The organism is Amniculibacterium aquaticum, from assembly GCF_003852705.1.
GTDB lineage: Bacteria > Bacteroidota > Bacteroidia > Flavobacteriales > Weeksellaceae > Amniculibacterium > Amniculibacterium aquaticum.
This window is the reverse complement of record NZ_REFA01000014.1, coordinates 57,968-74,348: the sequence shown is the minus strand read 5'-3', so window position 1 is coordinate 74,348 and position 16,381 is coordinate 57,968. Positions and strand designations below refer to the sequence as shown.

The following is a 16,381-nucleotide window of genomic DNA, read 5'->3' as shown; positions in this document are numbered from 1 at the left end:
TGAACGCTTGGATAGATAGCTTTAAAGCGCTATTAATACGATATGAAACTAAAGAAAAACATTGGAGGGATTTTCATCTGCTCGCATTCTGTTGTATTTTGATTAGGAAACATTAAACAAGTTCTATTAAAAGAAGCTTCAATTTTTTGATACTCTTCATATTTATAATTTTCGTAAGAATTAAAAGCGTTCTTATAATTCTTATCCCAAACTTTTTTCAGGACTGCATAAGCCGGATTCTCCTTTTTATTCGTGTAATTTATTTTTTTAGATTGTATAACAACCCCTTCAATATCTTTGGTATTAACAACTTGCCCATTTATTCCTAAAGAAATCACAGTCAAAATCCCCAAAATAGATCTTTTCATCATTATTCATTTTACTTATACTAAATAACCACCGCAACTTTAGAGACAAAATGTATACCAGCTCTGCTAGAAAACAAATGATTGTTTAAAATATCTGAATTTAATTTTTCCAATAGCTTTCAAAGTATATGTAAACGAAATTTTCGTAAGAATAGTATTTAGAGTCTGTTAAAAATTTCACCAAAATAATAATTCGGCTATTTCTGCTCTTTCTAATCTGCCTTTTTTGCATTCTATTTAGCGTATTTTGCATTTTAAATTTTTGTTTTAGCGGGCTAAAACAAAAATTTAAAACCCATAATCCATCTAAATATCGATACAAAAAATCTAGATCTAAAATTTAAACGGGCTCTTATTTTTTAAATAAAATTTCAGCAATTTTATTTCACCATGAGGTACAATCCAATTTTTGTACGGAATTCAACCCTGAAAACAATACGAAATCGTACGGGATAAAGTTCATAAAATACTATTTTATTTTCACAATTCTAATCTGTATCTTTGCCCACTCTAATTCAAACACTATTTTTAATTATGAAATGTGGAATCGTAGGACTTCCGAATGTCGGAAAATCAACACTTTTTAACTGTCTGAGCAATGCAAAAGCCCAGTCTGCCAACTATCCTTTCTGTACCATAGAACCTAACCTTGGGACTGTTTCTGTACCCGATCCAAGATTGTTTGAATTGGAAAAATTGGTCAATCCGGAAAGAGTTTTACCGGCTGTGGTAGAGATTGTAGATATTGCCGGCTTGGTAAAAGGTGCTTCCAGAGGAGAAGGTTTAGGAAATCAATTCCTTGCCAATATCCGCGAGTGCGAAGCCATCATCCATGTTTTGAGATGTTTTGATAACGGCAACATCGTCCATGTGGAAGGTTCTGTAGATCCGATGAGAGATAAAGAAATTATCGACATCGAGCTTCAATTAAAAGACCTTGAAACCATTGGTAAAGCTGCTGAAAAAGCTAAAAAATTCATCAAATCGGGCAAGAAAGAAGACATCCTTACTTTTGAAACGCTTCAAAATCTTCAAAAATTTGTAGAAGACGGTAGAAATGCGAGAGAATTCCCAACCGATGATTTTACACAATCCATCATCAATGATGTTCAACTTTTGACCAACAAACCGGTACTTTATGTTTGTAATGTTGATGAAAATTCCATCAAAAACGGAAACGAATGGATTGCAAAAGTAGAGGAAATGGCAAAAAACGAAGGCGCCGAAGTGGTGGTTTTGGCCGCACAAATAGAAGCCGACATCAACGAGCTGGAAACTTTTGAAGAAAGACAAATGTTCTTGGAAGAATTGGGATTGGAAGAGCCAGGTGTAAACCGTTTGATCCGTAAAGCTTATGACCTGTTGAAACTTCAAACTTATTTTACCGCTGGGGTGAAAGAAGTAAGAGCTTGGACCATCGGTCAAGGCTGGACTGCTCCGCAAGCTGCCGGTGTTATCCATACCGATTTCGAAAAAGGATTTATCCGTGCAGAGGTTATCCGTTTCAACGATTTCGTTACTTACGGCTCTGAAGCCAAAGTAAAAGAAGCCGGAAAACTATCCGTAGAAGGTAAAGAATATGTGGTACAAGATGGAGATGTGATGCATTTCCGTTTCAATGTATAATTCATATTTCCAAATTCATATCAGTAGCATCATTTTTTTGATGCTATTTTTTTTTCGACATTTTGTAACTTTATCCCTTCACAAGAGTACTAATTGAAAAAATTAAACAATGAATAACCACGAGATTGATTACAAAATATTTGGCGAAGAGTTGCAGTATGTAGAAATTGAACTGGACCCGCAGGAAACCGTGATTGCAGAGCCCGGAAGTTTCATGATGATGACCGAAGGGATTGATATGCAAACCATGTTTGGCGATGGCAGTAACCAAGGCGGATTGATGGGAAAACTCTTCACGGCAGGAAAACGATTGTTGACCGGAGAAAGCCTTTTTATGACCAGCTATACCAACAATTCACAGCAGAAAAGACAGATTTCATTTGCTGCTCCTTTTACCGGGAAAATTATTCCGTTGGACTTGAGCCAGTATCAAGGTAAGATCATTTGTCAAAAAGATTCCTTCCTTTGTGCCGCAAAAGGCGTATCTATCGGTATAGAGTTTCAAAGAAAATTAGGAACCGGACTTTTTGGTGGCGAAGGTTTCATCATGCAAAAACTAGAAGGCCACGGCATGTGTTTCGTGCACAGTGGAGGTTATGTTGCCGAAAAAACCTTACAAGCAGGAGAAATTTTAAAAATTGATACCGGTTGTATCGTTGCTTTTACCAGCGGGGTAGATTATGACATCCAATTTATTGGAGGCATAAAAAACACCATTTTCGGAGGCGAAGGTTTATTTTACGCAGTACTAAAAGGTCCGGGAAAGGTTTGGATACAATCCTTACCCATCAGCAGATTGGCCGGAAGAATCTTACAATACGGCACCACCACCAAAAGAGAAGAAGGCAGTTTGCTGGGGGGCATCGGGAATCTTTTGGACGGAAATTAATCTAAATTTAAAGTTGAACAAAACCAAAACAGAACATTTTATCGGTTCTGTTTTTTTTTATTTAAACAATTTAAGGTCGTATTTGTAATACCCGTTAAATTCCTATTAAATAAATTTTAATTTTCTTTATATTTTACTATTTTTGTGTACTATGTACTTTTTAATTTTTCTAAAAGAAAGTTTCTAATTTTATGAGTGAAATTCAACAGGTTAATTATACCGATGAAAACATCCGTACCCTCGATTGGCAAGAACACATCCGTCTAAGACCCGGGATGTATATTGGAAAATTGGGAGACGGCTCTTCTGCAGACGATGGAATCTATATTCTGTTAAAAGAAATATTAGACAATTCCATTGATGAATTCCGAATGAAAGCCGGTAAAAGAATAGAAATAAAACTGGACGATAGAAAGATTATAATTCGAGATTTTGGTAGAGGCATCCCATTGGGTAAGATGATTGATGCCGTTTCTAAAATGAATACCGGAGGTAAGTACGACAGCAAAGCCTTTAAAAAATCTGTAGGTCTGAATGGTGTTGGTACAAAAGCGGTGAACGCGCTTTCGGATTATTTCCGTGTAAAATCCGTTAGAGACGGTCGAATGAAAATGGCGGAATTTTCCAGAGGAAACATTACACAAGACCATCCTGAAACCGAATCTGGAGATAGAAACGGAACCGAAATCTCCTTTGTCCCAGATGCTGAAATCTTTTTGCACTTCAAGTATAGAAAAGAGTACATAGAAAGGATGCTTCGTAACTATGCCTACCTAAATCCAGGTTTGAAAATCATCTTCAATGGAGAGACCTACTACTCCGAAAACGGGTTGAAAGACCTCTTGGAAGAAGAGTTGGAAAGCGACATCCTCTACCCTATTGTACACCTAAAAGACGAAGATATTGAAGTGGCCATTACCCACTCCGACAAGTCACAGACCGAAACTTATTTCTCATTTGTGAACGGACAAAATACAACACAGGGTGGGACACATCTTAATGCCTTCCGGGAGGCTTATGTAAAGACAGTTAGAGAGTTTTTCAATAAAAGTTTTGATGCATCAGACATCAGGAAATCCATCATTGCAGCCATATCCATCAATGTAGAAGAGCCCGTTTTTGAATCCCAAACCAAAACCAAACTGGGATCCAACGACATGGGACCTAAAGGACCTACAGTGAGGACTTTTATCATCGATTTTCTAAAAAATAAATTGGACAACTTCCTGCATAAAAATCCGGAAATTGCAGAAGCCATTCAAAGGAAAATTTTAATTTCAGAAAGAGAAAGAAAGGAACTTTCGGGAATCCAAAAATTAGCCCGAGAAAGAGCAAAAAAAGTCTCTCTTCACAATAAAAAACTGAGAGATTGCCGCCAGCATTATAACGATCAAAAGGCAGTGAGAAAGGCCGAAACACAAATCTTCATCACCGAGGGTGACTCCGCATCCGGTTCCATCACCAAATCCAGAGATGTAGAGACCCAAGCTGTTTTCTCGTTAAAAGGAAAGCCCCTCAATTGCTATGGACTCACCAAAAAAGTGGTGTATGAAAATGAGGAATTCAACCTTTTACAAGCAGCCCTCAACATAGAAGAATCTATGGAAGACCTAAGATACAACCAAGTGATTATCGCTACCGATGCCGATGTGGATGGTATGCATATACGATTGTTGATGATTACCTTCTTCCTACAATTCTTCCCGGATGTGATCAAAAATGGACATCTTTTCATCTTACAAACCCCGTTATTCAGGGTAAGAAACAAAAAAGAAACCCGATATTGTTACAACGAAACGGAAAGAATAAATGCCTTAAACGAATTAGGAAAAAATCCTGAAATCACACGATTCAAAGGACTTGGTGAGATTTCTCCGGACGAGTTTAAACATTTCATAGGTAAGGATATCCGTCTAGAACCTGTTGTCCTTGGAAAAGACCAAACCATCGATCAATTGTTAGAGTTTTATATGGGAAAAAATACCCCAGATCGACAAACTTTTATCTTGGAAAACCTCGTGGTCGAAGACAATAATATTACAGAAAAATAGAATAGAATAGAATAGAAATTATACTTAAAGCTAAAAAACCAGATTTATAAGATTAAAAAAGCTAAGTAATGAGACTGACCAACAGACACAGAATCCCATTGTATCATTTTTTCAATACAATAATACTATTAATCGTTATTGCATGCGTTGTTATGTTTATTTCAGAAAAATACGCATTCAACATCTTGGGATCCGAAGAATATCTACTAATTCTAATACCAATAATATTGTTGGCACTAACCTATCTTAGAGGAAAGCAGATTTTCGAGTACGATAGCGAAGGAGAAACCTTTACTTTTAAAAATAGAACTATCTATAATTTATTTGGTAAAACCACAGTTGATGAATTTCCAAAGTATAAATTAATAAGCTATAACATAGCCAATTACATTTTTTTTAAAAAATTATACATTTACATCAACAGTAAAAAAAACAATCAATTGATACTCAAATACGACATTTCATATTTGAGTAAAAAAGAAATAAGTGACTTGAAATTTTCTTTATCAAAAATCATTAAAATCAATAAAGAGAATAAAAAAACAGACGATAACGAAGCATGACAGAAGATTTTTCCACTGAAGGAGACAGCCTGAAAAAAGTCTCCGGCCTCTATAAAGATTGGTTTCTGGATTACGCCTCCTATGTAATCTTGGACAGAGCCATCCCATCCGTTTTTGACGGTCTGAAACCGGTACAAAGAAGAATCATGCACTCCATGCGTGAGCTGGAAGACGGCCGATACAACAAAGTGGCCAATATTGTAGGAAACACCATGAAGTACCATCCGCATGGAGACGCCTCCATCACCGATGCCATGGTGCAAATAGGTCAGAAAGAGCTTTTGATAGACACCCAAGGAAACTGGGGAAACATCTTCACAGGAGACTCTGCAGCGGCAGCAAGATATATTGAAGCCCGACTTACTCCGTTTGCTTTGGAGGTCGTTTTCAATCCCAAAACAACCGAGTGGACTAAATCCTATGACGGTAGAAATAACGAACCTATCGATCTGCCTGTAAAATTTCCATTATTGCTCGCACAAGGTGTAGAAGGCATCGGTGTCGGATTATCCACCAAGATTCTTCCGCACAATTTCAACGAGCTTATCCAAGCATCGGTTGCTTATCTAAAAGGTAAAAAATTCGAAATTTATCCGGATTTTCTTACTGCAGGTTACATCGATGTTTCCGAATATAACGATGGCCAAAGGGGTGGAAAAATAAGAGCCCGAGCCAAAATATCCCAATTGGACAAGCACAGTTTGGTCGTTACCGAACTTCCTTTTTCTAAAACTACGGGCGACTTGATCGATTCGATTTTAAAGGCCAACGACAAAGGAAAAATCAAGATTAAAAAAATTGAAGACAATACCTCGGACAAAGTGGAGATCCTCATTCATCTGCACAACGATGTATCGCCTGACAAAACCATAGATGCCCTCTATGCTTTTACAGATTGCCAAGTAACCATTTCGCCCAATGCCTGCGTCATTGTCGGGGACAAACCGATGTTTCTGAATGTGTCGGAAATTTTAAGAATGAACACCGACCATACGGTTTCTTTACTGAAAAAGGAATTGGAAATAGAACTTCATGAATTGCAAGAAAACTGGCACTTCTCTTCTTTGGAAAGAATATTCATAGAAAACAGAATCTACCACGATATTGAGGAGGTAAAAACTTGGGAAGAAGTCATAAAAACCATTGACAAAGGTCTAAAACCGCATACCAAACATCTGCTAAGAGCTGTTACCGAAGAGGACATTCTCAAACTAACGGAAATCCGAATCAAAAGAATTTCGAGATTCGATTTGGACAAATTCAAAGCCAACATCCTGGCACTTGAAGGAAAAATTGAAGAGGTAAAACATCATTTGGAACACCTGATTCCGTATGCCATTGACTACTACCTCAACATTCAGAAAAAATACGGTAAAGATCGAGAAAGAAGAACAGAACTTAGAATTTTCGATACCATTGATGCGACTAAAGTTGCTGTAGCTAATGAAAAATTCTATGTCAACCGCGAAGAAGGCTTCATAGGAACTTCCCTGAAAAAGGACGAATTTTTATTTGACTGTTCGGATATTGACGACATCATTACCTTCCAAAAAAACGGAACAATGAAAGTCGTAAAAGTTGAGGCCAAAACCTTTATCGGAAAAAATATTGAACATGTGGGCATCTTCAAAAAAGGAGACAAACGAACCGTTTACAACATGATCTACCGAGAAGGTCGAGACGGTGCCTACTACATGAAACGCTTTTTTGTAAACGGAGTTACCCGAAATACCGATTACAAACTGGCTTCTGACCAAAAAGGCTCGGAGATGCTCTATTTTTCTGCCAACCCAAATGGCGAAGCCGAAACGGTAACCATCCTTCTGAAACCCAATGCCAGAATAAGAAAAAACAAAATGGAAATCGATTTTTCCGAATTGGCAATCAAAGGAAGAGATTCCAAAGGGAATTTGGTGACCAAATATGCAATCAAAAAAATCGACCTCAAAGAAGAAGGTGTCTCTACCCTTGCGCCTAGAAAAATTTGGTTTGACGATACCGTTCGTAGGCTAAATGCAGATCACAGAGGACAACTACTGGGCAACTTCAAAGGAGACGACAAAATTTTATTGATCACTCCAAAAGGCGAAGCCAAACTGATCTCTTTCGACCTCAGCAACCGTTTTGATGACGAATACCTCATCCTGGAAAAATGGAATCCCGAGCAAGCCGTTTCTTGCATTTATTTTGATGGTGAAAAAGGAATTTATTTCATCAAAAGATTTGTGTTGGAAAACACCACCAACATCCAAAGCTTTATGCCATCAGAACATCCTAAATCTTTCATCGAGTTTATAGGGACCAGCGACGGTTGTGTAGCAGAGATTGTATATGCCAAAGACAAAAATGGCAAAACCAAAGAAACTGAAGAGATTGATATCGATGAATTTATTGCCATAAAAGGGATCAAAGCAATGGGAAATCAGTTCATCAAAGACCGAGTAAAAACCATTAACATCACCATTCCAGAGCCTGTTGAAGAAGAAGAAACCGAACCTACATTCGATATGAATATTGAAAATGAAGACGGAACCATAGGGAATCTTTTTGAAGAAAACCAACAAGACACAAATGAATAACAAAAAAATAAACCCATGAATTTTATATTAATTGCCATCATTGTCCTGAACATCGTCATCAGCATGAAAGGCTTTCAAGATATGCGCTTTTTTGAAAAATACAAATTCAATGTCGCTGCGGTACAAAGAGGAGAATACATCCGTCTGATCTCTGCAGGATTCCTGCACGGAAGTTGGTCGCATTTGCTGTTCAACATGCTCACATTGTATTTTTTTGCACCAATAGCCATACAAGCCTTTGGCGAAATAGGATTTTTGATCATCTATCTGGGTTCCATTATTTTAGGGAATTACTTCTGTCAGTATCTTTACAAAAAACAGAGTTGGTATTCGGCAATCGGAGCCAGTGGTGGAGTTTCCGGAGTCTTATTTGCCGCAATTGCCATTCTCCCCGAAATCGGAATTTATTTATTTTTCATCCCCATTCCCATTCCTGGATATATTTTCGGTGCAGTCTATTTTGGATATTCGGTTTACATGATGCTCAATCCCAATCCTCAAGACCAAGTAGGACATGCTGCCCATTTGGGAGGTGCTTTTTTCGGATTGGCCTATGCCGTAGCCAACCAACCCGAAGTAGCCATGAGCCACAGTTGGCAACTTACCATTATGGCATTGCCACTGATCTATCTGGGTTATGAAATCATTGTGAAGAAAAGAATAGGATAAACCCTCCTTCAAATTAAAATTAAAAACCGTTTCACTTTCCGAAGCGGTTTATTTTTTTGTCCCAAATTCTACTCTAAAAATGAATAATCAGGAGCTATTTCCCGCTTTCCGCTGTATCTTTTGTTCCGCAAGGCTCCACAAAAGGATGCCGCTGCAATCGGGGCTAGGGCAAGTTCCCAAAACAAAATCCACTCCCTAATTTTTTAGGAAGCGGATTTTTTTAGAATCTGTTTAAATTTTATAAAATGACTAATTTTTACTTTTTAATGATTTTCACATCTTTCACTCTGTCTTTTGTAAATACTCTTAGCAAATAACCAGCAGCCGGATACGATTGGAAATCAATCTCCGTTTTTTTACTCTCCACAGTTTTAGACACCACTTTTTGTCCACTCAAACTATAGATTTCTATTTTTGTAATCTCTTCTGGCGAAACTACATTAAGGTAATCAACAACAGGCACAGGATAAACGGTGATATCCAAAACTTTAGTATCCCGAACATCATTAGCACCCAGACAACCTGTAGATTGGGCAAAGGTGACCGCAACTCTGCTACTTTCACAACCGTTCACAGTTTGTGTCGCATAGTAAGTTGTGCCATTGGTAAGCAATGTACTTCCAGGTACAACATTACCATTGGTTGCTTGATCGTACCAGGTGATCGTATTCCCCACAATTGGAGTATTGTTCAATACATCACCTATACAGAAATTAATAGAACTGCTAACTACAGGTGGAGAAGTCTGTTTAACTTCTGCAACAACAGAACTTCTTACAGAACTACAAGTTCCATTATCTGCTTCTGCATAATACACTGTGGTACTGCTCAATACTGGAGTAACAAAGTTATTTCCACTTCCTAATAAATTACCTCCCGTAGGTGCATCATACCATTTTATATTTCCAGATGAAGCGGTTGCACTTATCGTCATACTTCCAGAAACGCAAACACTCGCCGGAGTTGTAGAAGTAACGGTTGGCACATCATTGATGGTAGCAGTTACCGCAACTCTATTAGAAACACATCCGTTCAAGCCGGCCTCAACCCAATAAGTAACTGTAGCACTGGTATTCACAAGGAAGGAATTTCCCGTATGAATTAAATTACCACCAGTAGCGGCATCATACCAACTAAGAGTTCCCATATCGGATGAAGCTTGAAGGGTCAATTGTCCAGTTCCGCATCTGGAAGCTGGAGTAGTTGATGTTATGGTTGGTATCGGTTTTATCACAGCATCCACAGCAATTCTTGTAGAGGTACAACCTTGGGCTGAAGTAGTTTCTGCATAATAAATTGTAGTCGCAGTTAAACCAGGAGTAGTATAAGTAGTTCCTGTACCTAATTCTGTACCACCCGTTGCTGCATCATACCATTTTACCGTTCCGGTACTTGGGTTAGCAGTTAGGGTAATAACACCTGGACCACATCTTTCTACATTTGCAGCTGTAAGGGTTGGTACGGTATTAACGGTGGCTACAACAGGCGTTCTTGTAGAAGCAGTACATCCATTAAATGCTTCAGCATAATAAGTAGTTGTAGTAGATATGCTTGGCGTTGTAAAAGAGTTGCCGGTGAAAAGCAATGTACCGCCAGTTGCTGCATCGTACCATTTTACAGTTCCCGAATTAGGTGTTGCACTTAGGGTAACCGATCCTGCCCCACATCTAGAATTAGGACTTGTTCCAGAGATAGATGCAGTTGCATTTACTTTAATGTAGGCCGTTTTCGTTACGGTATTTTCGCCATCTTGATTAATTGCTTTTAGGCTAACCGCATAGGTGCCTGCAGTTGTATATTTAACCACAGGATTCTGGCTATTCAATGTTGATGGTGCAACAACAGTCCCACCTGTAAATGTCCATTCCCAAGCTACAGCATTGGTAGATGCATCTGTAAATTGCACCGTTTGGTTTACACAAATTTCTGTAGGTGCAGCTGTAAAGTTAGCAACTGGAGGTGTTGGTGTACAATACACTTTTGTATCCGCAACAGCCCCATCAGAATTACCTCCAAAATAGGTATAGAATTGTGGTGGATAAGCACAGACTACAAACGATTTTGTTTCTAAGCCACTTCCATCACCTATTCCACCGAGATAAGCATAAGCACCTGGAGCTAAACCACAAGAGTGGTAACTAACCCCATGCACTGTACTTCCATCTCCAACACCACCCAGATAGGCATAAGAGCCTGGTGGCGTGTCACAAATTGCATACATCTTGGTATCCACAGAATTCCCATCTGCACTCCCTCCCATATAGGTATAATAATGTCCAGGCGTAGAGCAAGTTACCTGACCCAAAATATTGAGAGAAGAACCGTCTGCAATACCTCCATTGTATTGGGAGTAAATAGGAATGTGAGTGACCAAAAAGACAATGAATGCAACTATATATTGATAAGTTGGTTTCATCTTTTTTAGATTTTTATGATTATTATTTTATACAATTTTATCTTTAACAAGATAAAATACATCTAAAAAAAATGTTATCTAACCCCTCTACCTCCGGCATTATAACTTCTTGCAGAAGAGTCGTTAAAGAGAAAAGATCTGTCTGAAGTTCTAACATAAACCGCCGCATTTAAATAATCACCGCCTCTCATAATCACCCCAGAGGCCGTTGAATTAGAAGGCCAGGTTGCTACATCTGCAAAACCGGTGGAGCTAATAGTACCATCTCCTAATTCACCAATAAAATTTTTCCCGGTTACATTAACAGCGATTGTTCTTTCTCCTAGATTACCTCCCATTTCCATTGCACCGTAAAAAGCAGCACCCGCAGAGAGTCTTCCGGAAGAACCTGTTGCAAACATTCCAACTCTTGTAGGTCCGTAATTAATAGCTGTGGTATTTGTTCCATAATTACACATTCCATTATTAACAGTAACTGATGAAATTTCATTACTCATTTTTGCATTGGTAATGCTACTACTCGTACTTTGTGTAATTTCAGTAGATCCCCAAATGTATTCTCCATCTACTCTTGGTAAAGTTCCTCTGCATACTTTTTCAAATTCCATTTCGGTCATTGGCCTTAGTGCTGCCCAATCCAAATATGAAGCAAGATCTGCCCAAGACATAGAGTTCATGGCGATATTTTGCCCGTCGTTGGAACCGTTAGGAGTTCCTGCAGTGCCATCGCAACCAAAAACGGCTGGAATTGCTCCGTTGTTGCCCGGAGTAACAATAGCTAAACCGTTTCTGTAGGAATAGGTAGGCCAAGTAACATAAGTACCTGCAGTAGATATTGGATCACCTGTGACTCTGTTTTTTTGTTGTGTAAAAGTAAGAGAGTTCAAGAAATCGGCATATTGTTCTTGGGTAATTTCATATTTCATACAATAAAAAGAATCGTATCCCATGGGAAAAGTAGGTTGCAAATCTGCAGAATATGAACCAAGTTGAGCAGTAGTAAGTCCATTACTTTGTGCATTGGCATCTACCGTAAGTGGTGTAAACCCGTATCCACCCACTGCATCTCCTAGATGAAAACTGGCTTGTGGTACATTGACCATTTCAATACCATAAACTTTGTAGTTGTAAGTACCTGCAGGAATATTAAGTTTTAACGAAACCGCAACATTGGAAATGTTTCCACCACCAACTGCACTCCGTCTTACAAAAACTCCTTTTCCATCGGATACAGGATCGACTTGTAAAGGAGTTCCGGCACTAAAATCGTTGGCTGTAGTGCTCAGATTGGCATGTGCCCAAAGTTTGGTATTGCAATCTTGGTATTTTACAAATACCCAAACAGCATCCCAATTGGCCGGTGCTGCACTGGCATACCAAGAATTTTCCCAACTGATATTAAAGCTGAGTGTGCTACCGGTCACTGCTGTTCCGGTAATCGATACATTGTTTGCTTTCATGGTATTTACACCTACCAAAAGCATTGCTGTAACAAATAATCTTGTTAAAAGTTGTTGTGTTCTCATGTTAATTGTGTTTAGTTGTTTATACAAATTTTTTGAATTAATTTATTTTGAATATTGATCAAAAAGAATTTTCATCAAATTTGAGAAAAGATCGTTTTATATGTCAATACGCAAAAAAGCGTATTATATACTTGTTAAAATGTGAAAAATAAAAAAGTCAACTTCAAAAAGAAATTGACTTCAAAAAGAATATAAAAAACTATATCCATTTGTTTTTATGAGCCAAATTGATAATTTGGCTTCTGGAATTGAGGTGGAGTTTTTTATAAATATTATTGACATGGGTTCGAACCGTATTGGGACTAATAAAGAGCTTCTCACCAATTTCTTTTGGATTATGACCTTTTACAATTTCTTTTAGTATTTCCATTTCTCTATCACTCAGTTGATAATCCGAGGTCTTTTCTATTTTTTTCTCAGGCGGGGTAGATTCCGAAAGCAGCTTCATTGCTCGTCTTGCGATGGCGGGACTCATGGGGATACCGTCGAACATCACGACATTGGTTATGGCCTCTACGATGTTTACAGCCTTGTCTTCTTTTAGCAAATAACCACTAGCACCGGCTTTTATGGCTTCAAATATTTTGTCGTTATCTTCAAAAATGGTGAGTACGATAAACTTCATTTCCGGATACCGAACTGAGGCTAAAGAAATGGTAGAAATCCCATCCAATTTAGGCATTTCTAGATCCATTAGAACCACTTGTGGATGTTGATTTTTTGGAAATTCATCCAGCTGCACAAAAAAATCTTCTCCATTATGAGCTTCGAAGGCCAAATGGATATCGCTATAAGGCAAAAGTTTGTCCTTTATGGTTTTCCTATTGACTGCATTATCGTCCACAATGGCTACCCTAATCATAACTATGAATTTTTAACAAATTTACAGATCCTCGACTGCATACACACTAAGCTATTTTACGCATTTTTCATTTTCCAAAATACAAATTTTCGTTCCTTTACTGTTGGATAATATCTCTATTGAAAACCCTATTTCCTGAGCCCTATCTTTCATGTTTTGCAGACCGTTTCCTGTTTTTACAAGCTCTGCATCAAAGCCTTTACCATTGTCTTCTACCGTGATTGAGATAATTTCGGAACTTTTTACCGTAACGACTACGGTATCGGCTTGTGCATGTTTTAAAATATTCTGAAAACTTTCTTGCAAAATTCTAAACAACTCAATGGCTTTCGAGGAATCCAACGGTTTATCGTTTTCTATTTCATCAACAAAATCAACTTTTATTGGACTTTCAGTGCCTATAATTTTATAAATATAATTTTTAAAATAATCGTATAGACTTTCGACACTGGTATCTTTTAAGGAAAGTACCCAAATGGTCTGTCGTAATAGACTGAGGATGTAAGTGGCATTTTCGCGAATTTCTTCCAACTTGCTGCTTTTACTTTTTATTTTTGAGGTTTGCAATTGATCTACTTTAGAAATAAGACTGGTGGTGTACGCGCCAATATTATCATGAAGATCCCTGCTGATGCGTCTTCTCTCCGATTCCAATTTACTTTCGAACATCATTTCTTGATGCATTTTTTGAAGCTTTCTGCTTTTAATATCATAAAAAAACCAACCCGTGATGGAGCCTAAAAAAAGGATCAAACCCAGAATGAACCAAAGATTCTGATAAAAATGTTCATTGACCTTCAAAACCAAAGATTGAGGCATGACATTCTCGTAACCATCGGCATTCATGGTTTTGAAATTTAAAATATATTCTCCCTGATCCAAATGATGAAATCTAAGGAAATTGGCTTCAATAAAAGGCCTCCATTCGCTTTGGTTTACCCGATAATAATAGGTGGTTTTGGAAAGCGGATTTTTATCAACCGATGCAAAAAACAATTCTGTAGTATAGTTATCGGCCTTTAGATTTAGGAAATTTTCTTTTTCTACATTTTCACCATTTAGCAATATTTTTTCCAGTTTCGGGGCTTCGGGATGTTCGTTCGGCTTAATGTCTTTAATTTTAATAACGGAAATGCTATTTTTCATAGCCAACAACAATTCTTGCCTTTCTGAAGAAAAGTAACAGTGCTTTATTGGATTTTTGCCATCCAATAAATTTATATTTTCCAGAGGCTGTAGTTGGTTCCCCACTTTTTTCATCATCATACGATCCGAAATCACCCAAAGTTGATCGTTGGAAGATTTGAAAATGCAAAGCACTTTGGTACCGACAAATCCTTGAGCCTCTTGAAAAGAACGATAAATTTTATCTTGAACTACAGCGGTCAGTCCTTTTTTGGAGCCTATCCACAGGGTATCTTTTTCACCAAATGCATATTGGATGTTGTTGCTGGGCAAACCGTTTTTTTTGTTGAAATGTCCAATAATCTTTCGGTTCTTATCCAAAATGGTAAAACCGGATTCTTGTGAAGTAAAGACCAAATTACCTCCTTCTATTTGAAATAAATTTTCGATATTATTAAAATACGGCGTTGACTGCTGTACGAATTTCCCGTTTTGTTCAGAATAAAATCCGCTCCCATAACAAGAAAATACAATGCTATTGTTTGCCTTAATTATTTTTGAAATCCCCGATGTCAAAGGAAGATGAGACAACTTTTTCAATTGATTGTTTTGAAAATGATATTTTGTAAATCCGGTAAAAGAACCCAAATAAAATTCATCACCAAACAAAGAAAATGTAAGAGCATCTTTGTTTAGAAAGACTTTCTTCACCACTTTTTTTTCATTCAGAATATACAAAAAACCATCGGAAAGTATAAAATACTGACCGTCTTGGTAGCCCACTGCTTTTGGATTTAATTTCTCAAACTCAAAAACCGATCTTTGGTTGTTTTTTTTAATGACGGTCAAGCCACTACCGAGCGTTGCAAAATAAAGATCTCCATTGGCCATTTGGTATGAAGAAGAAACCAAATTGCTCCCCAAACCCGTATTCTCGTTTAGGAAATCTACAATTTTTCCATTTTTATAACGAACAATTCCTTTTCCGTATTGGTACTGATACTGATAATTCCTGTCTGAAAATAGGGGTTGAGACTTTAGATAATCCGAATTTGCTAAAAAAAGTAAACCATTTTTAGTTTCTAAATAATAATTAATTTTATCGGGGTCGGATGAAGATGCTTTAGATTTAAGTTCAATAAGTTTTTCTGGATGATCTTTATGGATTGCACAAGCCATCGTTGAATTTAAAAAACTAACAATCTGATAATTAGAATATTGTAATGATTTTTTGATATTGAATATTGAATATTTATTTTTAAAAATCTTATATTCTGAAGTAATTTTTTCTTTGTGGATATCAAAATAATATTTCCCTTTTTCTGATATTTCCAATAACAATCCCTTTCCTCCAAGAGACTGAACAACATTTACATAATTTCCCGGTAATCCAGAATCGCTGTCGTAAACTGTATATTTATGATTGTCGTATTTTACCAAACCTTTATCCGTACCCAACCACATAACTCCTGTATCGTCTTGTGTAATGGAAAAAATATAATTGGACGGTAAGCCTTCCTTTTCCGTTATGGTTTCCAGATACGATGCATGTTGAGCACTGACCTTCCACTGAAGGAATATCAATAATAAAAACAGCAGTTTGTATATTCTATTTTTAAGCAAAACCAATTATATTTAGAACAAAAATCAACTTCTTTACAGATTAAAATTAATACTTATTTCCTAATAAAAATAAAAAAAATGGAT

General features: G+C 37.3%; 11 protein-coding genes. 6 read left to right on the top strand and 5 right to left on the bottom strand.

Annotation, left to right across the window (positions count from 1 at the left end):
- Nucleotides 1-32: 32 nt before the first annotated feature.
- A complete protein-coding gene (locus EIY84_RS07720; protein ID WP_124641896.1) occupies nucleotides 33-368 on the bottom strand; it encodes a hypothetical protein in 336 nt (111 codons plus the stop codon).
- Between the two features lie 534 nt (nucleotides 369-902).
- On the opposite strand from EIY84_RS07720, the gene ychF reads away from it, so the two are divergent.
- From ychF to EIY84_RS07690, 6 genes are all read left to right on the top strand, one after another.
- On the top strand, nucleotides 903-1,994 hold the full coding sequence (gene ychF / locus EIY84_RS07715; protein ID WP_124641894.1) for a redox-regulated ATPase YchF: 1,092 nt from the start codon (nucleotides 903-905) through the stop codon (nucleotides 1,992-1,994).
- A 109-nt stretch (nucleotides 1,995-2,103) separates the two neighbouring features.
- Nucleotides 2,104-2,883, top strand: coding sequence for a TIGR00266 family protein (locus tag EIY84_RS07710; protein ID WP_124641892.1), 780 nt, complete (start codon nucleotides 2,104-2,106; stop codon nucleotides 2,881-2,883).
- Between the two features lie 191 nt (nucleotides 2,884-3,074).
- Nucleotides 3,075-4,934, top strand: a complete 1,860-nt coding sequence (locus EIY84_RS07705; protein WP_124641890.1) for a DNA topoisomerase IV subunit B — start codon at nucleotides 3,075-3,077, stop codon at nucleotides 4,932-4,934.
- 68 nt (nucleotides 4,935-5,002) lie between these two features.
- Nucleotides 5,003-5,497: a hypothetical protein gene (locus EIY84_RS07700; RefSeq protein ID WP_124641888.1), complete on the top strand. Its 495-nt coding sequence runs from the start codon at nucleotides 5,003-5,005 to the stop codon at nucleotides 5,495-5,497.
- Nucleotides 5,494-8,076 carry a DNA gyrase/topoisomerase IV subunit A gene (locus tag EIY84_RS07695; RefSeq protein ID WP_124641886.1) on the top strand — a complete coding sequence of 861 codons (2,583 nt, stop codon included), beginning with the start codon at nucleotides 5,494-5,496 and terminating at the stop codon, nucleotides 8,074-8,076. The genes EIY84_RS07700 and EIY84_RS07695 overlap by 4 nt, the downstream gene beginning before the upstream one ends.
- 15 nt (nucleotides 8,077-8,091) lie before the next feature.
- Complete coding sequence (locus EIY84_RS07690; RefSeq protein WP_124641884.1) at nucleotides 8,092-8,745, top strand: rhomboid family intramembrane serine protease; 654 nt, start codon at nucleotides 8,092-8,094, stop codon at nucleotides 8,743-8,745.
- A 256-nt stretch (nucleotides 8,746-9,001) separates the two neighbouring features.
- Here the strand turns inward: EIY84_RS07690 and EIY84_RS07685 are convergent, their stop codons facing one another.
- From EIY84_RS07685 to EIY84_RS07670, 4 genes are all read right to left on the bottom strand, one after another.
- On the bottom strand, nucleotides 9,002-11,161 hold the full coding sequence (locus EIY84_RS07685) for an Ig-like domain-containing protein (RefSeq protein ID WP_124641882.1): 2,160 nt from the start codon (nucleotides 11,159-11,161) through the stop codon (nucleotides 9,002-9,004).
- Nucleotides 11,162-11,235: 74 nt separating this feature from the next.
- A complete protein-coding gene (locus EIY84_RS07680; RefSeq protein WP_124641880.1) occupies nucleotides 11,236-12,687 on the bottom strand; it encodes an SUMF1/EgtB/PvdO family nonheme iron enzyme in 1,452 nt (483 codons plus the stop codon).
- A 199-nt stretch (nucleotides 12,688-12,886) separates the two neighbouring features.
- Complete coding sequence (locus EIY84_RS07675; protein ID WP_124641878.1) at nucleotides 12,887-13,549, bottom strand: LuxR C-terminal-related transcriptional regulator; 663 nt, start codon at nucleotides 13,547-13,549, stop codon at nucleotides 12,887-12,889.
- A 51-nt stretch (nucleotides 13,550-13,600) separates the two neighbouring features.
- Nucleotides 13,601-16,297, bottom strand: coding sequence for a sensor histidine kinase (locus EIY84_RS07670; protein WP_164472025.1), 2,697 nt, complete (start codon nucleotides 16,295-16,297; stop codon nucleotides 13,601-13,603).
- Nucleotides 16,298-16,381 lie beyond the last annotated feature (84 nt).